This window comes from Streptomyces sp. NPDC059564, from assembly GCF_042735575.1.
Lineage (GTDB): Bacteria > Actinomycetota > Actinomycetes > Streptomycetales > Streptomycetaceae > Streptomyces.
Map to the genome: position 1 here is coordinate 22,922 of NZ_JBHWBP010000026.1, position 20,094 is coordinate 43,015.

22 protein-coding genes are annotated in these 20,094 nt (G+C 72.5%); 9 read left to right on the top strand and 13 right to left on the bottom strand.

All coding sequences use genetic code 11. The features are described from left to right. Positions 1–117: 117 nt before the first annotated feature. The gene (locus ACFV0Q_RS07960) at positions 118–1,698 is read left to right on the top strand and encodes an APC family permease (RefSeq protein WP_385002141.1); all 1,581 of its coding nucleotides are present in this window, start codon (positions 118–120) and stop codon (positions 1,696–1,698) included. A gap of 43 nt (positions 1,699–1,741) precedes the next feature. Continuing rightward, entirely contained in the window at positions 1,742–2,026 is a 285-nt protein-coding gene (locus ACFV0Q_RS07965) for a hypothetical protein (RefSeq protein WP_385002144.1), read from the top strand. A gap of 41 nt (positions 2,027–2,067) precedes the next feature. On the opposite strand, the gene ACFV0Q_RS07970 is transcribed toward ACFV0Q_RS07965, so the two are convergent. Next, positions 2,068–2,466: a VOC family protein gene (locus tag ACFV0Q_RS07970; protein WP_385002147.1), complete on the bottom strand. Its 399-nt coding sequence runs from the start codon at positions 2,464–2,466 to the stop codon at positions 2,068–2,070. 90 nt (positions 2,467–2,556) lie between these two features. After that, positions 2,557–3,024 carry a MarR family winged helix-turn-helix transcriptional regulator gene (locus ACFV0Q_RS07975; protein ID WP_385002150.1) on the bottom strand — a complete coding sequence of 156 codons (468 nt, stop codon included), beginning with the start codon at positions 3,022–3,024 and terminating at the stop codon, positions 2,557–2,559. A gap of 104 nt (positions 3,025–3,128) precedes the next feature. Between ACFV0Q_RS07975 and ACFV0Q_RS07980 the strand changes: the two genes are divergently transcribed. Next, positions 3,129–3,728: an SgcJ/EcaC family oxidoreductase gene (locus ACFV0Q_RS07980; RefSeq protein WP_385002153.1), complete on the top strand. Its 600-nt coding sequence runs from the start codon at positions 3,129–3,131 to the stop codon at positions 3,726–3,728. 45 nt (positions 3,729–3,773) lie between these two features. Here the strand turns inward: ACFV0Q_RS07980 and ACFV0Q_RS07985 are convergent, their stop codons facing one another. Beyond that, a complete protein-coding gene (locus ACFV0Q_RS07985) occupies positions 3,774–4,367 on the bottom strand; it encodes an MBL fold metallo-hydrolase (RefSeq protein WP_385002156.1) in 594 nt (197 codons plus the stop codon). Between the two features lie 139 nt (positions 4,368–4,506). Here ACFV0Q_RS07985 and ACFV0Q_RS07990 point away from each other — a divergent pair, with 139 nt between their 5' ends. The 3 genes from ACFV0Q_RS07990 to ACFV0Q_RS08000 all read left to right on the top strand — a co-directional run bounded on the left by ACFV0Q_RS07990 (position 4,507) and on the right by ACFV0Q_RS08000 (position 6,553). After that, complete coding sequence (locus ACFV0Q_RS07990) at positions 4,507–5,415, top strand: GlxA family transcriptional regulator (RefSeq protein WP_385002213.1); 909 nt, start codon at positions 4,507–4,509, stop codon at positions 5,413–5,415. 73 nt (positions 5,416–5,488) lie between these two features. After that, positions 5,489–5,827 (top strand): hypothetical protein, encoded by a 339-nt coding sequence (locus tag ACFV0Q_RS07995; protein ID WP_385002159.1) that lies wholly within the window; start codon positions 5,489–5,491, stop codon positions 5,825–5,827. A 15-nt stretch (positions 5,828–5,842) separates the two neighbouring features. Further along, positions 5,843–6,553 carry an MOSC domain-containing protein gene (locus ACFV0Q_RS08000; RefSeq protein WP_385002162.1) on the top strand — a complete coding sequence of 237 codons (711 nt, stop codon included), beginning with the start codon at positions 5,843–5,845 and terminating at the stop codon, positions 6,551–6,553. 6 nt (positions 6,554–6,559) lie between these two features. Here the strand turns inward: ACFV0Q_RS08000 and ACFV0Q_RS08005 are convergent, their stop codons facing one another. After that, complete coding sequence (locus tag ACFV0Q_RS08005; protein ID WP_385002165.1) at positions 6,560–6,802, bottom strand: DUF397 domain-containing protein; 243 nt, start codon at positions 6,800–6,802, stop codon at positions 6,560–6,562. Next, positions 6,799–7,653, bottom strand: coding sequence for a Scr1 family TA system antitoxin-like transcriptional regulator (locus tag ACFV0Q_RS08010; protein ID WP_385002168.1), 855 nt, complete (start codon positions 7,651–7,653; stop codon positions 6,799–6,801). Before ACFV0Q_RS08010 ends, ACFV0Q_RS08005 begins: the two co-directional genes overlap by 4 nt. A 126-nt stretch (positions 7,654–7,779) precedes the next feature. Between ACFV0Q_RS08010 and ACFV0Q_RS08015 the strand changes: the two genes are divergently transcribed. After that, positions 7,780–8,223: an ATP-binding protein gene (locus ACFV0Q_RS08015; protein WP_385002171.1), complete on the top strand. Its 444-nt coding sequence runs from the start codon at positions 7,780–7,782 to the stop codon at positions 8,221–8,223. Positions 8,224–8,242: 19 nt separating this feature from the next. Here ACFV0Q_RS08015 and ACFV0Q_RS08020 read toward each other — a convergent pair whose 3' ends face one another. The 5 genes from ACFV0Q_RS08020 to ACFV0Q_RS08040 all read right to left on the bottom strand — a co-directional run bounded on the left by ACFV0Q_RS08020 (position 8,243) and on the right by ACFV0Q_RS08040 (position 12,545). Continuing rightward, entirely contained in the window at positions 8,243–9,382 is a 1,140-nt protein-coding gene (locus ACFV0Q_RS08020) for a Fic family protein (RefSeq protein WP_385002174.1), read from the bottom strand. A 23-nt stretch (positions 9,383–9,405) separates the two neighbouring features. Beyond that, positions 9,406–9,681 (bottom strand): hypothetical protein, encoded by a 276-nt coding sequence (locus ACFV0Q_RS08025; RefSeq protein WP_385002177.1) that lies wholly within the window; start codon positions 9,679–9,681, stop codon positions 9,406–9,408. Positions 9,682–9,767: 86 nt separating this feature from the next. Further along, entirely contained in the window at positions 9,768–10,253 is a 486-nt protein-coding gene (locus ACFV0Q_RS08030) for a hypothetical protein (protein ID WP_385002180.1), read from the bottom strand. A gap of 69 nt (positions 10,254–10,322) precedes the next feature. Beyond that, positions 10,323–11,183, bottom strand: a complete 861-nt coding sequence (locus ACFV0Q_RS08035; RefSeq protein ID WP_385002183.1) for a TIGR03619 family F420-dependent LLM class oxidoreductase — start codon at positions 11,181–11,183, stop codon at positions 10,323–10,325. Between the two features lie 102 nt (positions 11,184–11,285). Continuing rightward, positions 11,286–12,545 (bottom strand): ADP-ribosylglycohydrolase family protein, encoded by a 1,260-nt coding sequence (locus ACFV0Q_RS08040; RefSeq protein ID WP_385002186.1) that lies wholly within the window; start codon positions 12,543–12,545, stop codon positions 11,286–11,288. A gap of 223 nt (positions 12,546–12,768) precedes the next feature. Between ACFV0Q_RS08040 and ACFV0Q_RS08045 the strand changes: the two genes are divergently transcribed. Next, entirely contained in the window at positions 12,769–13,863 is a 1,095-nt protein-coding gene (locus ACFV0Q_RS08045; RefSeq protein ID WP_385002189.1) for a tyrosine-protein phosphatase, read from the top strand. Positions 13,864–13,941: 78 nt separating this feature from the next. Here ACFV0Q_RS08045 and ACFV0Q_RS08050 read toward each other — a convergent pair whose 3' ends face one another. The 3 genes from ACFV0Q_RS08050 to ACFV0Q_RS08060 form a co-directional block, all read right to left on the bottom strand. Beyond that, a complete protein-coding gene (locus ACFV0Q_RS08050) occupies positions 13,942–16,536 on the bottom strand; it encodes a bifunctional FO biosynthesis protein CofGH (RefSeq protein WP_385002192.1) in 2,595 nt (864 codons plus the stop codon). A gap of 40 nt (positions 16,537–16,576) precedes the next feature. After that, positions 16,577–17,362 carry an SDR family oxidoreductase gene (locus ACFV0Q_RS08055; RefSeq protein WP_385002195.1) on the bottom strand — a complete coding sequence of 262 codons (786 nt, stop codon included), beginning with the start codon at positions 17,360–17,362 and terminating at the stop codon, positions 16,577–16,579. A gap of 90 nt (positions 17,363–17,452) precedes the next feature. Continuing rightward, the gene (locus ACFV0Q_RS08060; RefSeq protein ID WP_385002198.1) at positions 17,453–18,115 is read right to left on the bottom strand and encodes a hypothetical protein; all 663 of its coding nucleotides are present in this window, start codon (positions 18,113–18,115) and stop codon (positions 17,453–17,455) included. A gap of 248 nt (positions 18,116–18,363) precedes the next feature. On the opposite strand from ACFV0Q_RS08060, the gene ACFV0Q_RS08065 reads away from it, so the two are divergent. After that, positions 18,364–20,094, top strand: a 1,731-nt coding sequence (locus ACFV0Q_RS08065) for a hypothetical protein (RefSeq protein ID WP_385002201.1), incomplete at its 3' end; no start/stop codon positions are given.

The window sequence follows — 20,094 nt, forward strand, 5'->3', positions numbered from 1 at the left end:
CTTGAATTACATGCCGATGAACGGCTGCGGACTCGGGATTCCAAGGTGTTCCCGGCGGTAGTGGCTCGGACTCAATCCCTCCGGATATGGAAAACGCAGCCTCTAACGTCCTGACCCATGACACAGCTGGACGTTCGGCCTCGGGTCGGAGACACGGTGAACGGCGTCGCCGGCGGCGAGGGCGGCGACGGCGACGTGCGCGGCAAGGGCCTCGGCAAGGGGTCCGTCGGCCTGGTGGGCAGCGCCGTCATCGGCATCTCCACCGTCGCCCCCGTCTACTGCCTGACCTCGACCCTCGGCTCCACCGCCGGCGAGGTCGGCGTCCACATGCCGGCCGTCTTCCTGGCCGGCTTCCTCCCGATGCTCCTGGTGGCCTTCGCCTACCGCGAGCTCAACAAGGCCGTGCCGGACTGCGGCACCTCCTTCACCTGGACCGTCAAGGCCTTCGGCCCGCGGATCGGCTGGATGTGCGGCTGGGGCCTGGTGATCGCCACGATCATCGTGCTGTCCAACCTGGCCGGGGTCGCCACGTCCTACTTCTGGCTGCTCGCGGGCGAGATCACGAACAATCCGTCGATCGCCGCCCTGGACGAAAACAAACTCGTCCACATCGCCACCTGTCTCACCCTGATCGCCGTCGCCACCGCCATCAGCTACCGCGGCATGACCGCCACCAAGGGCGTCCAGTACACCCTCGTCGGCCTCCAGCTCGCGGTCCTCGGCCTCTTCGTCGCGATGGCCCTCCAGAAGGCCTCCGCCGGCACCTTCGACACCGGCCTGGACTTCTCCTGGGAGTGGATGAACCCCTTCGCGGTCGGCTCCATGGGCTCCTTCACCGCCGGGCTCTCCCTCTCGATCTTCATGTACTGGGGCTGGGACGCCTGCCTGGCCACCAACGAGGAGACCACCGGCTCCGCCAAGACCCCCGGCCGGGCCTCGCTCATCGCGATGGTCGTCCTGGTCGGCTCGTACCTGGCCACCGGCATCGCCGCCCAGATGGCCGTCGGCTCCGGCACCTCCGGCCTCGGCCTCGGCAACCCGGAGACCTCCGGCAACGTCTTCGCCGCCCTCGCCGGCCCGGTCATGGGCCCGATGCTCGGCATCCTGCTCTTCGTCGCCGTCCTCGCCTCGGCCACCGCCTCCCTGCAGACCACCTTCATCCCGGTGGCCCGCACGGTCCTGGCCATGTCCACGTACGAGGCCCTGCCCGCCTCCTACGCCCGGGTCCACCCGAAGTTCAAGACCCCGGGCCGCGCCACCGTCATGGCGGGCGTCGCGACCGGCGCGTTCTACACGGTGATGACCCTGGTCAGCGAGAACGTCCTGACCGACACGATCTTCGCGCTCGGCCTGATGATCTGCTTCTACTACTCGCTCACGGCCTTCGCCTGCGCCTGGTACTTCCGCGGCGACCTGCGCCGCTCCGCCCGGGACCTGTTCTTCAAGGGCGTCTTCCCGGTCCTGGGCGGCCTGCTCCTCGCCGCGGTCTTCTTCAAGACCCTGACCGACGCCTGGGACCCCTCCTACGGCTCCGGCTCCACCATCCCCGGCCTCGGCGTGGGCAGCGTCTTCGTCATCGGCGTCGGCCTCCTGGCCCTCGGCCTGGTCATCATGTTCGTCACGGAACGCCGCAGCCCGGCCTTCTTCCGCGGCGAAATCCTGACGAAGTCCACCCCGGCCCTGGTCGTCGAGGACTGACCCGGGGGGTAACCCGACGCGTGGCGGGGTCGTTGGACCCGGCATGACTGCCATGAAGCGCACCCTTGCCGCCCTGCTGCTGTCCGGTGGCGCCGCACTCGTCCTCACGCCCGCCGTCGCGCACGCCGCCGGAGGGGACGGGCCCTCGGTGGCGCCGATCGCCAAGCGCGTCGGCGACATCGCCGGCCACCCCGGGCAGGCCGTGAAGGACACCAAGACCGCCGTCGGCGTGACCGCCCAGGCGGCGGGCAGCGCCTCCGGCTCCTCCCTCACGGGCGCCGGGACCGCGCTGGGCGCCGGACTCCCCAAGGCCCCGAAGGTCGGCTGACCCCAGCCGGCGGGCCGGCCCGACCGCCACCCGCCGCCGGCTCAGCCCCAGGTGCGGGAGCAGAGCACGAGCCGGTAGCCGTCGGGGTCGGCGACGGTGACGCCGAACTCGTCCCAGTACGGGTTGTGGGAGCTCACGCGGGTCCCGCCGCAGTCCACGAGCCGCCGTACGAGGGCCTCGTCGGGGGCCTGGCCGAGGTAGACCACGAACAGGTCGTCCACGGTGGGGGTGGGCGCGAGCGGCTTCTCCGGGTCCCGGGTCAGCTCGAAGTGCCACCCGCCTCCCGCCGGGCCGACCATCACGAGGTCGTGCTCCCCGGGCACGTGCCCGGGGGTCCGCCACAGGACGTCCAGCCCGAGCCCCTCCACGTAGAACCGCTCGGCGGCCTCCAGGTCGAACGAGGGCCGCGCGACCCGGACATGGGTGTGTGCATCGATCATGCGGGGAGATTACGACTCGGGTCCGGGACGGGTCGGGTCGGGGGGCCCGCCGGAGAGGCGCGGGCCCCGCCCCCGCCGCCCCTTGCGCCCCTAGCGCCCCTTGCGCTCGTGCGTGGCCGTGCGGATCGTCTCCGTCGCCTCGCGGAAGGCCGGGGCCGCCCGTCGGAAGTAGTCGAACAGCAGGTCCCGCTGCTCCGGCGTGTACTCGGCCAGCACCTCCGCGATCCGCCTCCGCGCCGGCCCCACGGCGGCCTCCACCCCCGCCAGCGCGTCCGGCACGGCCTCGACCACGACCTTGCGCCGGTCGGCCGGGTCGGCGGTGCGGCGTACGTACCCGGCGCGCTCCAGCCGGTCGATCAGCCGCGTCGTGGCGCCCGTCGTCAGCCCCGTACCGGCCGCCAGCTCGCCGGAGGTCAGGCCGCCGGCGAGGGTGATCCGGCTGAGCGCGTACCACTCGGACGCCTGGAGGCCCGCCGCCTCCGCGCCCGCCATGCCGTGCAGCCCGACCGCGTCGACGTACTCCCGGAAGACCGCCCGCTGTTCGTCCCGTTCCGTCATCGCAGACCCGTCCCTCTCCCCTTGCCTATTATCTGCACGTGTGCAGATAATGCATGCGTGCAGTTATTGCACCAGTCTAACCAATCCGACCGAGAGGTACCGCCATGAACAAGAAGACCGTCAAGCGCGCCGCCCTCGTCGCCGCCGCCGTCCTCGCCCTCGGCGCGGGCGCCGCCTACCTCTACCTCGACACCACCTCCGGTGTCCGCCGCACGGGCGCCGAAAGCTGCGCCGACGTCATCCCGGCCGGCGCCGACCGCCGCGACGGCGAAGCCGTCTGCGCCACCCTCGACGCCCTCACCGCCGCCTGGGGGGCCGGGGACGCGGACGCGTACGGCCGCCAGTTCACCGAGAACGCCACCTACACCACCTACGTCGGCACCCACTACGAGGGCCGCGCCGACATCGCCGAAGGCCACCGCGCCCTCTTCGGGGACTTCGTCAAGGGCACCAAGCTCGCCGCCAGTTACCTGGACATGCGCTTCCTCGGCAAGGACGTCGTCCTCCTCACCGGCCGCGGCGACGACTACACCGGAGCCAGGCCCGGGCCCGCCGAGCTCTCCAAGGTCCAGACGTACACCCTCGTCCGCGACACCGACGGCGTCTGGCGCATCGCCGCCTTCCACAACACCCGGCGCCAGAACGTCATGGAGCGCTTCTCCTTCCTCTACTCGCCCGAGACCGCCCCCCAGGCCGAACGGTGACCCGCGCCCCCGCCCGCGCACGGGCCGCCGGGCCGGACGGAGCGGCTAGCGCGGCGTGGTGTCGTCGCCCCTGAACGGGCCGCCATGGCCGGGCACGATCAGATCCGCGGCGGCCAGCACCCGGAGCCGGGAGGCGCGCAACACCTCGCGGTCGGGGGCCACCGGATCGTCCGCCGGGCCGTCCGCGTGCCACCACAGGTCGCCGGCGAAGGCGACCACGCCCGAGTCCGTGCCCGCCAGCAGCGTGATGTCCTCGACGCTGTGGCCCGGGGTGCGGATCAGCCGTAGCGACGGGGTGAGTTCGTAACCCTCCGCATCCCGGTTCCGCCACTGGTCGCCCAGGTACTCGACCTTGTGGTCGTGCACCCGGGCCCGTTCGAACAGGCCCACGTTCATGGTGTTGTCCGGGTGGTGGTGGCTGAGCACCACGTCGGTGATGTCCTCGGGTCCGAGCCCCAGCTCCATGAGCGGGCCGAGGATGTTGTCGCGATGCGCCACCATGCCCGGGTCGAAGATCACATGCCGGCCGGCGTCGGAGACGTAGGAGACGGTGGCGGCGACCCCGGGGCCGGTGGAGCCGACGTATCCGGTGGTCAGGATCGTGTACACGGCGCTGCGGCCGATCGGTGCGTCTGTCATGGCCCCCATCCTTCCGGCCGGGCCGGTCGCGCACGAGTGGCACCTTTGCCACTGATCGCGGGATTGCTGCCACAGCTGCCACACTGCACGGGTGCCTCCCTTTGCGACCGTCGCCGCGTACGCCCCGCCCGGAGTCGGCATGCTCGCCGTCGGCATCGTCACCGAGGTCTTCGGCCCGCACGGCCAGCAACTGCCCGGGTTCGACTTCGCCCTGTGCGCCGAGCGGCCCGGGCCGGTCCCCACCGACCTCGGCGTGCCGCTCACCATCACGCACGGCCTGGACCGGCTCGCCGCCGCCGACCTGGTGATCGCCCTGCCATGGGCCGACTTCCGCACCCCGCCCGCTCCCGCCGTCCTCGACGCGCTGTCGGCCGCACACGAGCGCGGCTCCGTGGTCGCGGCCCACTGCGTCGGTGCCTTCGCGCTCGCCGCCGCCGGACTGCTCGACGGCCGACGGGCGACCACCCACTGGCGGTTCGCCGAACTGCTCGCCCGCCGCCACCCAGACGTCACCGTCGAACCCGACGCCCTCTACATCGACGAAGGCCGCGTCCTCACGGGCGCGGGAGCCGCCGCGGGCTTCGACCTCTGCCTGCACCTGCTGAGGCGGGAGCACGGAGCCGCGATGGCCAACGCCGTCGCCCGGGACGTGGTGCTGCCCTCCCACCGCGACGGCGGGCAGGCGCAGTACCTCGCCGCCCCCGTCCCCGAGGACTGCCGCGACGAGCGTCTCGCCGAGGTGCTCGGGTGGGCCCGCGAGAACCTCCACCAGCCGCTCCCCGTCGCGGAACTGGCCCGGCGGGCCATGATGAGCAAACGCTCCTTCGCCCGCCGCTTCACCGCCGCGACCGGCACCACCCCCCACGCCTGGCTGCGCGGCCTGCGCCTGGGCAGCGCGGAGGAGCTCCTGGAGACCACGGACCTGCCGGTCGAGGAGATCGCCCGCCGCGTCGGATACGGGAGCGCGGCCGTCCTGCGCGAACAGTTCGTGCGCCGCCGGGGAGTGCCGCCCCGCTCGTACCGGCGCTCCTTCACGAACACGCCGTAGCGACCCCGCCCGACCTCGCACTCGGTGTGAAAAGCAGGTGCGGGTGTCCGGGAGGGGCGCCTAGCTTGAGGCCGTGAGCAGCGACTATCCATTCGCCGACGGGTACAACCTCGTCTGGGACCTGACCGGCTTCGGCGACGCGGACGAGGAGATGGTCGAGTCCGTGTCCCTCACGCGGGACCAGTTCCTGGAGATCCGCCACCTCTTCGTGCTGGGTGACGACCCCTGGATGGTGGCGGGCGAGTACCGCGTGGCGCCGGGCATCTGGGACCGCGTACGCGCCGCCGTGCCGGGTGTCCGGTTCCAGCGCGGTGCCGAGTACTTCCTCGGCGCCCGTCAGGCCCTGCCCGACGGGCGCTTCTGGCGTCCGGCCCCCGGGACGGACGCGCCGGGGCCGGTTCCGCCGCCGTGAATTACCGTCACGCCGGTGACGGACATCGTGGGTGTGATCGAACGGCTGTGGCGGTACCCGATCAAGTCGACCGGCGGCGAGCGGCTCCGCAGCGCCGAGGTCGACGAGCGCGGGCTGGTCGGAGACCGGCTCTACGCGGTGCGCGACGGCCAGGGCAAGTTCGGGTCGGGCAAGAACACCCGGCGCTTCCGCCGCATGGACGGCCTGCTGCACCTCGGCTCCCGCTACCCCCAGGGCTGCGGGCAGCCGGAACTGATCGACCCGCACGGCCGGCCGGTCGCCGACCCCACGGCCTACCTCCGCACCTACCTCGGGCGCGACGACGTCGAGCTGGCCCGCGAGGGCGACATCTCGCACTTCGACCAGCTGCCGCTCAGCGTGCTCACCACCGCCACCCTCGACTGGATCCGCGCGGAGATACCCGACGTCCCGATCGACGAACGCCGCTTCCGGCCGAACGTCCTCCTGCGCACCCCGCCCGGCACCCCGCCGTTCGTCGAGGACGAATGGACCGGACGCAAGGCGCGCACGGGCGACGGTCTGTGCGTCGAGTTCGTGCGCTCCAGCGAGCGGTGCGTGATGACCAACCAGGCCCAACAGGACCTTCCGCACTCGCCGCTGGTCCTGAGGACCATCGCCAGAGCCCACGAGAACCGGCTCGACATGCTCGCCAGGGTCGTGAACCCCGGAACCGCCCGGGTCGGGGACTCCGTGGTGCTGGAGTAGCCCGTACTAGGCGCCGAGCCCGCCGAGGAACGCGGTCCAGGTCGCCGCCCCGACCGCGAGCTCGGGGCTCACGGTGAGCTTGGAGTCCCGGATGTGGACGGTGTCGGCACAGGTGGCGACCTCGACGCAGCTGTCGCCCTGACTGCCGCTGTACGTGGACTTGTGCCAGGAGAGGGCGACCTCGACGCAGCTGTCACCCTCACTACCGCTGTAGCTGCTCTTGAACCACCGGAGCTGGGAGCTGTTCACAGGGATCCTCGCATTCGCTTCAACAGGCCCATGCTGTCAGCAGGATTGAGGGCCTGGATGCGAAGTTTGGCATACCGCTGGTGGAGGTCGCTGATGGCTTTCGGGTCGGAGATGACCCGTCCGGTCTTCTGTCCTTCGCTATAGCCCCACCACTCGTGCTCCCGCGATTCCAGTAGCTGGAAGGGGCCATCGGTACCAGCGTGTTGGGTGCTCACCGTCGGCATGATCTGGAGGTCCACATTGGGCAGCCGGGCGCATTCCAGCAGGTGGTCGATCAGCTCACGCGTCACTTCCGGGCCACCCGTCTGCCGCTCGATCACCGTTTGCTCGATGATGAAGCTGAAGGTGATGTACGGGGTGCGGTACAGCAGCTGCTGCCGTTCCAGTCGCCCCTCTATCCGGTCCTCCGCCTCCCGGGCCGTGGGCATGGGCGGAACGTTCTCGATCTGGGCCCGGGCGTAGGCCTCGGTCTGTAGCAGCCCCGGCACCACTCGGCATTCGTACGTATGGAGGACGATCGCCGCTTCCTCCAGCTCCGCCCACCGCCTGAACCAGGACGCCAGACCGCGCCTGCGTTTCATCTGCCGGGCGGCGATCTGGAGGACGCCGAAGGTGTCCAGGATCTCGTCCGCCTTGGTCACGAACTTCACGGACGGATGTCGGCGGCCCTGTTCCACCGAGGCCACGTACTGGACCGAGTAGCCCACCAGTACGCGGAACTGTTCCTGCGTCAGGCCCGCGCGCTTGCGGAAGGCCTTAAGCGTGTCGCCGAAGTTCTTGAGGTCCGGGTCCGGTGGTTCGGCCTCCTTCGTCTTGGCACCGTCGTTGCTGCTCTTCGCGTCAGCCGTCATCACGGTCACCTCCGGGAGCAATGCTCACGATCGGTGACCGCGCCTGTCCAGAGCGTGGGCTACTACTCTTTGGAAGTAGTAGTCGCCTTGCTGGGAACTCCCCTCCCCGCAAGGGATGTTCTCCTCATGACCGCACCCTCCGGCCCCGCCCGGACCCTCGTACGCGTGTTCACTCAGCGTTTCAGCTGCACCCGCCGCGGAGCCCGGCTCGCACGGCAGCTGGCGCTCGTGGAGCTGCACGACTGGGGGGTGCCCGAGGGCACGCCCCTGTCCGCCGATGCCGGGCTGCTCGTGGCGGAGCTGGCGGCCAACGCCGTCATGCACGGGCGCGTGCCCGGGCGGGACTTCGAGCTGCGGATGACGCTGCTGGGCGGGGTGCTGCGGGTGGAGGTGTCCGATGCCCGCAGTGACCGGCGGCCGGTGGTGCGGCCGGCGGACCACCGCGCCGGGTCGGGGTACGGGCTGCGGATCGTGGACGCCCTCGCCACCGACTGGGGCGTCACGGACCGCGTCATCGGCAAAACGGTCTGGGCCGAACTGCCCCGCCGCATCCGCCCACCGGCTCCGTAGCGCGGCGGGAGGGCAGGATCTACTCCGTGTACGGGTCGACGATCCGGTGGGGGCGCTTCGCGGTGTCCAGGGCGTTCCGCGGGAAGCGGGGCCCGGCGATGTAGTGGCGGCCCTTGGTCTGGCCGACCGCGGTGAGCACGCCGGCCTTCGTGAGGGCTTGGAGGTCCCGGGTCGCCTGCTGGGTGTTGATCGCCTCTGCCCGCTCGTACCTCGAGCGGCGCACTCGGCCCGTGATGGCCACTTCGTGCAGGGCGGTGACCTGTCGTTCGCTGATACCGGCGGCTTCCGCGGCATCGAGGAGTTCCATCCAGCACTGGTTGGACCGGTTGACCCGGTGCTGAACCCGCTGGGCCTGCTCGTGGTACGCGCGGAGGTTGAACTTGATCCAGGGGAGGGTGTCCCGCTCCGGCGAGTACACCGGCCCGCCGACCGTCCGCAGGACCTGGTAGTACTCCCAGGTGTGGCCCGGCATCCCGAGCCACTCCTCGATGGAGGAGAACTCCGGAGCGAGTACGCCGCCGCGTGCGATCAGCAGGGTCTGGAGTGAACGGGACATGCGGCCGTTGCCGTCCGACCAGGGGTGGATCTTCGCCAGGTTCAGGTGCGCCATCGCGGCCCGGATCAGGAAGTGGCTGTCGAGGTCGCCCTCGTTGAGCCAGTCGACCAGCTCGGTCATCAGCGCGGGGACGAGTTCACGGTCGGGGCCGTCGTAGTCGGTGGCGAGTTCGTCGCCGGGGGCGGTGATGCGGATCGACGTCTTGCGCCATTGGCCGGCGGTCCTGCCCGGGTGGTGGTGGCCCTGCAGCATCCAGTGCAGGGCGTTGAGCAGCCCCTTGCCGTAGCGGAAGTCGGGGGCGTCGTGGAGGGACTGGATGTAGGTCATCGCCTGCTGGTAGGCGAGGGTCTCGGCCTTGTTCTCTTCGCTGGCGTCGACTTCGCGTTCGCCGTCCATCAGGTCGGCGACGTCCTTCGCGTCGACCCGGTAGCCCTCGATCGTGTTCGACGCGGCGATCGCGCTCGCCGTCAGGGCCTTGCGCAGGTCCTGGGTCCGCTTCACGGGTGTCTGCTCTACCGCGTCGCGCAGGTGTGCGCGCAGGCCTTCGAGCTGTTCGAGGACCCGGAGGTCGACCGGCTGGAGGCGGGGTGTGGAGTACAGCATGAGGGAGTGATTCCCGCGTCCTGTCATTCCCTCGCGATGCCCTCGCGTGGCGACCCTGCGTCCTCAGGCACCCACACGCTGACCACGTGGCTCGTCGGGTGGGTCAGGCGGCCGCACAGGGTGTCCAGCCGGACGTCCTCGGCGCGGATGCCGGTCCGCAGCAGCTCGCGGACGTACGCCCTGAACTCGTCCTGGTCCTGCGTCGAGAAGCGGCGTTCCCACCGCCCGGCCGACCGGGCCGCCCACCTCGCGTCGGACTCCCTGCGGCGCTGCGCCTTCCGCTTGCGCTGACCCGGCATACCGGCATCCCCCCGTCGGGCCGTCCCTGCGCGCCACCCTACGGAACCGCCCCCGGCCGCGGTGGGCAGGCGGGGGCGGGGCGGGGTTACTTCTTGGTGGGGAGGGCCGGGAGGGAGGGGAGCTTGCCGGCCTCGCTGCGCTGGAAGGTGTCCGTGCCGGCCGGGCCCTCCCAGGTGACCTTCAGGGTGGTGGCGTCGACGGAGTCGACCTTGCCCTTCGAACGGGTCGCGCCCGCCGGGCACTTCAGGTCGAGGGCCGAGCCGTTGCTGGTGCCCTCGCAGGTCAGGCCGGTGGCGGCCTCGACGACGAACGCCGTCTGGCCCTTGACGGTGAGGACGACACCCTTGGCGGGGTTCTGCAGGGAGACCCAGCCGCCCTCCAGGGTGCCGGCCTTCGCCGCGCCGCCCGCGCCGCCCGCCGAGGGGCTGGCGGCGGGGGCCGGGGCGACGACGCCGTCGGACGGCTTCTTGTCGGCGGCGGCGGGGGAGGAGTCGCTGCCGCAGCCGGTCAGGGTGAGGACGGCGGCGATGCCGGTGGCGGCGGCTACGGACAGGCGCAGGTGGTTGAGCACGGGAAAGTCCCCCTGGGAAGGCGAGTTGATCGAAATCGGAACGCGCCAAATTACCAGCCGCCGGGGTCGTCAGAGGTACTGGGCGAAGTCGTCCAGGGCCCGCAGCACCTCCGCCTCCCGGGCCGAGGGGAGCTGGAGGACGACCTCCTCCAGGCCGAGTTCGGCGTAGTGGCCCAGCTTCCCCGGGTTCGGCTGGACGGCGTACGGGACCACCTGGAGGGTCTTCGGATCGCGCCCGGCGGCCTCCCAGGCCTGCCGCAGGACCGGCACCGACTCGGTCAGGCCGCGTCCGCCGATGGGGAGCCAGCCGTCGGCGTGGTCGGCGATGGCGGCGAACAGCTTCGGGCCGGCCGAGCCGCCGATCAGCGTGCGCGGGCCGTACAGGGGCCGTCCGGGGGCGAGTTCGCGCGGGGGCTGCACCGGCTTGGGGTGGGCGGCGCTCGGATGGACGGAGCCGTACGCGCCCTCGTAGCCGGTGGGCTGCGGGGACCACAGGGCGCGCATCAACGCCATGTGGTCGCGGACCCGTTCGCGCCGGGTGGCCCACTCGACGCCGTGGTCGGCGGCCTCCTCCACGTTCCAGCCGTAGCCGATGCCGAGGGTGACGCGGCCGCCGCTGAGGTGGTCCAGGGTCGCGGCCTGCTTGGCGAGGCCGATCGGGTCGTGCTGCGCGACCAGGGTGATGCCGGTGCCGAGGTGGAGGCGTTCGGTGACGGCGGCGGCCTGCCCGAGGGCGACGAAGGGGTCGAGGGTGCGGCCGTACATCTCCGGGAGCTCGCCGCCCATGGGGGCGTCGGTGGCGCGGCTGACGGGGATGTGGGTGTGCTCGGGCAGGTAGAGGCCGGAGAACCCGCGCTCCTCCAGGGCGTGGGCGAGGCGGGTGGGGGAGACGGTGCGGTCGGTGAGGAAGATGGTCGTGGCGATCCGCATGGGCGAGGGCACCTCCGAGTCGTGGGGAGGGCCAAGCTACGGCGTTCCGCGCCAGGACGGCAGGGCGCGCCGCGCCCCGGCGGCGCCGGGGCGGCGCCGGGGTCAGGCCGGTGGGAGCGGGTAGCGGGTCAGCCAGGACGGGGAGGAGACCGAGGGGCCGTGGAGGGTGGGGCCCTGGGTCATCTCCAGGGCGAAGTCGTCGGCGAGTTCCAGGACCGTGGCGCGGCCCTCCAGGCCGGCCAGCCAGGCGGCGGGCAGGGCCGTTTCCCCGTGCAGGGCGCCGAGCAGGGCCCCGCACAGGGCGCCGGTGGCGGTGGAGTCCCCGCCGTGGTTGACGGCGAGCCGCAGCCCGTGCGCGACGTCCTCCGCGACGAGAGCGCAGTACACGGCGACGGCCAGGGCGTCCGAGGCGTCGTCGCGGCCGTCGGCGACGGCCTCGACGGCGGCGGGCCCGGGCGTGCCCCGGGTGACGGCGCCGACCGCGCGCCGGAGGGCGTCGGTGACGGGCTGGTGGCCGGGCCGGGTGCCGAGCAGGCCGAGGGCCCGCTGGATCGCGGCGTCCAGGGATTCGCCCCGGGTCAGCGCGTGGACGATCACGGCGAGGGCGCCCGCCGACAGGTACGCGGTGGGGTGGCCGTGGCTCTGGGTGGCGCACTCGACGGCCAGTTGGAGCACCAGGGCGGGCTCCCAGCCGACGAGCAGCCCGAAGGGGGCCGAGCGGACGGTGGCGGCCGCGTCGAGGGCGGTGGGGTTCTTCGGCTGCGCCGGAGTGCCGAGGGTGGCGTCGGCGAAGCCGGTCAGGCAGGCCCGGTCCGGGCCGCGCCGGGCGTAGAGCCACTCCTCGCGGGCGAGCCAGCCGTCGTCCTCGCGGCGCTCGTCGGGGCCCCAGTCGTGCTGGGTCGCGGCCCAGCGGAGGTAGGCGCGGTGGACGTCGGTCGGCGGGTGCCAGCCGCCGGTGTCCCGGCGCACGTGGGCCCGTATCAAGCCGTCCACGGTGAACAGGGTCAGCTGCGTGGCGGCGGTGACGGTGGCGCGGCGGCCGTGGGCGGTGGCCGGATCGGTCAGGCCCGCCGGGCCGTGGGCCTCGCGGATCGCGTCGAGGGAGAGACCGGCGAGGGGCGCGCCGAGGGCGTCGCCGAGGGCGGATCCGAGGAGCGTGCCGCGCACGCGGCTGCGGAAGTCCTGCTGCTCGGCGCGGCCCCACAGGGCGGTGGCCAGGCCCGCGTGGGTACCTGTCGAGGGGCCCGCGGGCGTACCCGCCGACGGGCCGGCCGCAGCGCTCGCGGACTCCGGTGCCGCCCCCGCGGCGCCCGTAGCAGCGCCTGTAGCAGCGCCCGTATCCGGCGTGATCGTCGTGTCCATGCCCATCCCCCCAGGTTCTCGCGCGCACTTTAGTGGACAGGTTCGGTCGATTCCGGAAGGACTCCGTCACGGTGCCCTTAAGTGACCGGAGAACGGCCGGATCGCGAACGGTTCCGGCCACCGTCCCAGCATGTGGCACGTTTTGCCACTCGCCTTCGAGCCGGTCGGTTTCGGCCATGCCTCGTTCACACGGCGTTCTCCGGCCGCCCACAGCCTCGACGTCATGAAGAAGGCAATCCTCGCCGCGACCGTCGTCGCCTCCGCACTCACCGCCTCCCTGGTCGTGGCCCCCGCCGCCTCCGCCTCCGGTGCCGAATCCGGCTGGCACCTCCCCTGGAACGGCCACGGCCAGGGCCGCTCCGCCATCCCCTTCACCGAGGCCACCGTCACCGCGGGCGCCGACGGTTCGTTCACCCTGAAGTGGGCCGCCCAGGGCACCAAGCGCGTCGAGATCAAGGCGAACGGCAAGGTCGTCGCCAAGGGCGGCGCCCAGGGCCAGGCCGTGGTCAAGGGGCTGCCCGCCGCCGACCGCCAGTGGTTCGACTTCAAGCCGGAGCGCGGCGAGGGCCTGCGCCTGGCCGACCGCCTGATCACGCTGGAGGGCACGGCCAACTTCCGCGACGCGGGCGGCTACCGCACCACCAACGGCCAGTGGGTCAAGATGGGCGAGATCTACCGCTCCGACGCTCTGAACAAGCTCACCGCCAACGACCTGGCCAAGCTCCAGCGGCTGCGCGTCAAGACGGTCTTCGACCTGCGCATGCAGGACGAGCGCACCAAGGACGCCGACAAGGTCCCCGCGGGCGCCACCTACGTCGTCGCCGACGTCTTCGCGGGCTCCGGCTCCTTCCAGACCCTGCCCAAGACCCCCGACGAGGCCGTCAAGGCCATGGTCGAGGCAGAAAAGGCCATGGTCAGCGGCGACGGCGGCAAGAAGGCGTACACGCAGGTCTTCGAGGGCATCGAGCGGGACCGCAACCGCGCCGTCCTCTTCCACTGCACCGCCGGCAAGGACCGCACGGGCTGGGCCAACGCCACCCTGCTGACCGCCCTCGGCGTCCCGCAGGACACCGTGATGGCCGATTACCTCGCCTCCAACGACTACCGCAAGGCCGCCAACGACGCGGTGCTCTCGCACCTCCCGGCCGCGCAGGCCGCCGTCTACAAGCCGATGCTGGACGTCCGCCCCGAGTACCTGAACTCCGGCTACGACGAGCTCAAGGCCAAGTACGGCACCTTCGACCGCTACCTGAAGAACGGTCTCGGCATCGACTCGCGCGAGCTGCGCGAGCTGAAGGACGACCTCCTGGTCGGCTGACCCGAGCTGCCCCGAGCTTGACCCGAGCCCCCACGAGCGGCCCGGCCGGAACTCCCACCGGCCGGGCCGCTCCGGCCGTTACCGATCCAGGACCGGCAGCAGCTGCGGCAGGTGCCCGTCCGAGGCGCGGGCCGCCTCCTGGCGCTCCGCCGGGACCTCCCCGTACAGGGTCGTCCGGGCCTTCGCGGGCCGCCCGGCCGCCTCGGCGACCGCGACCAGGTCCCGTACCGACTTGTACGAGCCGTAACTCGACCCCGCCATCCGCGAGATGGTCTCCTCCATCAGGGTCCCGCCCAGGTCGTTCGCGCCGGACCGGAGCATCTCGGCCGCGCCGTCCGACCCCAGCTTGACCCAGCTGGTCTGGATGTTCGGGATGTGCGGGTGCAGCAGCAGCCGGGCCATCGCCGTGACCGCCCGGTTGTCGCGCGCCGTCGGCCCGGGGCGGGCGATGCCCGCCAGGTACACCGGGGCGTTGGTGTGGATGAAGGGGAGCGTCACGAACTCCGTGAACCCGGCGACGCCCTTCTCCAGCGCCGACTCCTGGATCCGGGCCAGCGTGCGGAAGTGGCCCAGCCAGTGCCGCGGCTGGTCCACGTGCCCGTACATCATGGTGGACGAGGAGCGGATGCCGAGCTCGTGCGCCGTGCTGATCACCTCGGTCCAGTCCGCCGTCGGCAGCTTGCCCTTGGTCAGGACCCAGCGCACCTCGTCGTCCAGGATCTCCGCCGCCGTGCCCGGGATCGAGTCCAGCCCGGCCTCCTTGGCGGCCGTCAGCCAGTCCCGTACCGACATTCCCGTGCGGGTGGCGCCGTTGACGACCTCCATCGGCGAGAAGGCGTGCACGTGCATGCCGGGGACGCGCTTCTTCACCGCCCGCGCGATGTCGAAGTACGCCGTCCCGGGCAGGTCCGGGTGGATGCCGCCCTGCATGCACACCTCGACCGCGCCCACCTCCCACGCCTGGGCCGCGCGGTCCGCGACCTGGTCCAGGGAGAGGGTGTAGGCGTCGGCGTCCGTACGGCGCTGCGCGAAGGCACAGAACCGGCAGCCGGTGTAACAGACGTTGGTGAAGTTGATGTTGCGGGTGACGATGTACGTGACCTCGTCGCCCACCACCGACCTGCGCAGGTCGTCCGCGATCCGGCACAGGGCGTCCAGCGCCGGGCCGTCCGCGTGCAGCAGGGCCAGGGCCTGCTCGTCGGTGAGCTCCGTCGGATCGTCGGCCGCCCGCGCCAGGGCCGCCCGTACGTCGGTGTCGAGGCGCTGCGGGACCATGCCGGGGGCCGCGGCCTCGCGCAGGGCCTCCCAGTCGCCGTAGACGTGGTCGAAGTCCTCGCGGCGGTCGCCGGTGCGGCCCTCGGTGTCGATGGTGGCGTGCAGTTCGGTGCGCCCGTAGGAGCCGAGCCCCTCGTCGGGCTCCTGCCACGGGTGTCCCTCGACCGTCGCCGCCTCGTTGGCGAGCCCCGTCTCGGGGTCGGCGAGGGCCCGTACGTGCGGCAGCAGCCGGGGGTCCAGCCACGGCTCGCCGCGCTGGATGAACTCCGGGTACACGCAGAGCCGTTCGCGCAGCTCGAAACCGGCCGCCGCGGACCGCTCGGCCAGCGTGTCGATCTGGGGCCAGGGCCGCTCGGGGTTGACGTGGTCCGGGGTCAGCGGCGAGACGCCGCCCCAGTCGTCGATGCCCGCGCCGATCAGCCGCCCGTACTCCCCGTCGACCAGGTTCGGCGGCGCCTGGAGACAGGCGGAGGGGCCCATGATGTGCCGGGCGACGGCGATCGTGGCGACGAGGTCGTCCAGCTCGGCGTCCGGCATCCCGCGCATCGCCGTGTCCGGCTTGGCGCGGAAGTTCTGGATGATCAGCTCCTGGATGCCGTGGTAGGCGCGGGCGATCCGGCGCAGCGCGAACAGCGACTCGGCGCGCTCCCCGTACGTCTCGCCGATGCCGATCAGCAGCCCCGAGGTGAAGGGCACCGAGGAACGCCCGGCGTCCTCCAGGACCCGCAGCCGGACGGCCGGTTCCTTGTCGGGGGAACCGTGGTGCGGGCCGCCCGGCTCGGACCACAGCCGGGTCGCGGTGGTCTCCAGCATCATCCCCATGGACGGGGCGACCGGCTTGAGCCGCTGGAAGTCGGCCCAGGACATGACGCCCGGGTTGAGGTGGGGGAGGAGGCCCGTCTCCTCCAGGATGCGGATCGAGATGGCCCGTACGTAGGAGATGGTGTCGTCGTAGCCGTGCGCCTCCAGCCACTCCCGCGCCTCGGGCCAGCGGTCCTCGGGCTTGTCCCCGAGGGTGATCAGCGCTTCCTTGCAGCCGAGCGCGGCGCCCTTGCGGGCCACGTCGAGGACCTCGTCCGGGGACATGAACATCCCGTGGCCCGCGCGGCGGAGCTTGCCGGGGACGGTGGCGAAGGTGCAGTAGTGGCACTTGTCGCGGCACAGCCGGGTCAGGGGGATGAACACGCTCTTCGAGTACGTGATGACTCCGGCCCGGCCGGCGGCGGCGAGCCCGGAGTCCCTCACGCGGGCGGCGGAGGCGGTGAGGTCCGCGAGGGCCTCACCGCGCGCCTGGAGCAGTACGGCCGCCTCGGTCGCGTCGAGCGCGACGCCGTCGCGTGCCCGCCGGAGCGCGCGGCGCATCGCGTTGTCGGTCGGAGCGTCACTCGGAGTGGTCATACGGCGAGCATACGATCAGGGGTCCGGTCCGCGAGAGGCGTCATCGCATCAGCTCACCGGCGTTGACCAGCAGCGACTGGCCGGTTATCGCCCGCGCCCGGTCGGAGGCGAGGAAGACGGCGGCGTCGGCGACGTCCCCGTCGGTGGCGAGGTCGGGCAGGGCCATCCGCTCGGTGAGCCGGGCCTGCACCTCGGCCTCGGGAACGCCCTCGGTGTGCGCGGTGAAGGTGACGAACGCCTGCACGGGCGGCCCCCACATCCAGCCGGGCAGCACGGTGTTGACGCGGATCCGGTCCGGGCCGAGCTCGCGGGCCATGGAGTACATGGCGGAGGTCAGCGCCCCCTTGGAGGCGGCGTAGGCGGCCTGCTGCACCTCGTTCGGCGCGGCGATGGCGGACTGCGTGCCGATGATGACGACCGAACCGCCGCCGCCCGCCTTGAAGGCGGGCAGGCAGGCGCGGGTCATGCGCAGGGTGCCGAGCAGGTTGACGTCGAGGATCTGCTGCCAGGTCCCGAAGTCGGCGTCCCGCAGGCCGCCGAAGTACGAGTCCCAGGCGGCGACGTGCACGACGGCGTCGACCCCGCCGAAACGGTCCCGGGCGAGCGCGGCGAGGGCCTCGCACTGGGACTCGTCGGTGATGTCGGTCGTCCGGTGGGCGGTGTGGGTGCCGTCCGGGTCGATCTCGGCGGCGGACTTGGCGAGGTTCGCCTCGGTCCGCGCGCCGAGCACGGCGTTGCCGCCGTCGCGCACCACGGCCGCGGCCACCTGGTGGCCGAGCCCGGCCCCCACCCCGGAGACGATGACGGTCTTCCCTCGCAGCAGCATGGCGTGCCCCCTGGCGGCTGGATCCGGCAATGGATCTGACGGGGCGTCAGGGTAGGGGTGCGGGGCGGGGTTGTGAAGGGGCGGCGCGGGTCAGCTCAGGTCCGCGATGATGTGGGTGATGACCCAGACCGCCCAGAGCAGGGGCAGGATCGCCACGTAGGCGAGCGGCCGGGCGTGCACCGGCGGGCCCTCGTCCAGCGGCTGGCGTCCGGGCGCGGGCTCCGAGAGCGGGAGCTTGGCGAACTTGGCGGCCGCGATCAGGTTCCATATCAGGGTGAACGGGGTGAACAGCACCAGCGAGAGGGGGCTCCACCAGCCCTGGCACAGCGTCTTCGTGGTCATGATCCGGACCAGCGCCCGCCCGCAGCGGCGGCAGAAGGGGCCGTCGAGGCGGTGGAAGCGCATCAGCACCAGCACGCCGACGTGGGCCCGGACCGCGAAGTTCACCGCGTCGGGAGCCCCGCAGTTGCGGCACCCGGCCGCGGGCGCCATGGCGTACGGGGCGCCCGGGTGCGGGCCCGCGTACGGGGGCTGCTGCTGGGGGTGCTGGGCGTACTGCGGGTGCTGCGGCTGCTGTGCGTACGGGGGCTGTTGGGGCTGCTGGGCCCCGTACGGAGGCTGCTGCGGCGGGACGCCCGCGCCGGGCTGCGGCTGCGGCTGCTGCGCGTACGGGTTGGGGCCGGACGGAGCTCCGGAGTACGGGTTGGGGGGAACCGGAGCGCCGGAGTACGGATTGGGCGGGGGAGTGCTCATGGGGGGACCTTCGGGATCTGCGCGGGCAGGGGAGCGGCGAACGTACCAGGGACGGCGGTTCACGGCCCGGCCGAGGACCGGACGAGGCACGCTGGACGTCCTGAGCCACAACCGGGTGAAGCCGAGACGAATGGTGCGTCATATGTGAGGGGGTGGCGGCGAGTCGTATCCGAATACCTGATAGACAGAAGAATCACGGCTCGACCAGCCGACGCCTTCGCCGGCCGCCTTGGGGGGATCGCCGCACTGTGAAGCCGCTTCACCGTCATGTAGTCAACACCTCGCGCAAGGTCCTGTGCACGGCCGCACTCGCGGCCAGCCTGACCACCGCCGCCGTCGTGACCAACACTCCGGTCGCCGGCGCGGGAGAAGCCGAACCGACCCCGGACAGCCCGCAGGCCGCCGACCGCGGCGACGCCCGGCTCGACCTTCCTAACCCGCTCGCCGACCCGGTGGTGCCGCCCGCCGCCGGTGGCGGCGCCGTCGCCGGCGAGGGGGCGTCCGGCATACCCGCGACCGCCCTCGACGCCTACAAGCGGGCCGAGGTCGCGGTCGCCGCGGCCCTGCCCAAGTGCAACCTCTCCTGGGCCCTGGTCGCCGGCATAGGCCGGGTCGAGTCCGTCCACGCCTCCGGCTACGGGCTCAAGGCCGACGGCACCACCGAGCGGCCGATCCGCGGGCCCCGCCTCGACGGCAACGGCTTCGCGAAGATCACCGACACCGACAAGGGCGAGTGGGACGGCGACACCGAGTACGACCGCGCCTTCGGCCCGCTCCAGTTCATCCCCTCCACCTGGAAGGACTGGAAGGCCGACGGCAACGGCGACGGCCAGCGCGACGCGAACAACATCTACGACGCCGCGCTCGGCGCGGGCCTCTACCTCTGCTCGGGCGGCAAGGACCTGTCGGTCCCGGCCGAACTGGACCGCGCGATCCTCAGCTACAACAGCTCGCGCGAGTACGTGAACACCGTGCTCGGCTACATGCGCCAGTACCAGGACGGCACCACCGGCATCCCGAACCCGCCGGTCGGCACCTACCCGACGCCGCCCACGCCGAGCCTGCCCACCCCGCAGCCGCCGCACGTCCCGTCGCCGAACCCGTCGGCCCCGAAGCCGAACCCCACGCCGACCCCGAAGCCGACGCCCACCCCGACTCCGACGCCGAGCGAGCCGTCGAAGCCGACCCCGGCGCCCGCGACCCTCGCCAAGCTGGAGCGGATCGGCGACGCGAAGCTGGAGGCCGAGACCGGGGGCCTCTTCGCGGAGGGCGTCCGCTTCAAGGCGGTGCTCAGCGACGGCAAGCCGGCCGCCGGGCAGGCCGTCGTCTTCGCCGTCGAGCAGGACACCACCGGCGGCACGGGCTTCGTCTTCGGCGACGAGCCGAGCGTGGTCGTCCGTACGGACGCCGAGGGCATCGCCACCGCCCCCCGGCTGAAGGCGGGCGGCACGGCGGGCACCTTCACGCTGCGGGCCACGGCCTACGACGCGAAGAGCCAGTTCACGGTCGCGCTGCCCGGCAAGGTCACCGAGAAGGCGAAGCCGCTGGTGCTCACCCGCACCGACGGCAGCACCCCGGTGGAGGCCGCCGCCGGCACGGCCGTCGAGGGCCTGGAGTTCCTGGCGGCCGCGGGCGGCAAGCCCGTGGCCGGTACGCAGGTGACGGCCACGCTGGTCGAGGGCAAGCCGGGCGACTGGGCCCCGGTGGACCCGAAGACGGCGAAGGGCCCGTACTTCGCGGGCAAGGACGGCGCGAAGCTGTTCACCCTGGCGCTGCCCAAGACCACCGCCGACGGCAAGATCGCCCTGCCGGAGCTGCTCACCAAGGACGTGCCCCCGGGCACCTACCACCTCCGCCTGAGCACCCCGGACGGCACGGAACTGATCCTGGACCTCAAGATCACCACCCCGAAGCCCCCCCCCCCCCCCCGCCCCCCCCCCCCCGGCCCCCCCGAAACCCCCCCCCCCGGCCGGGGCCGC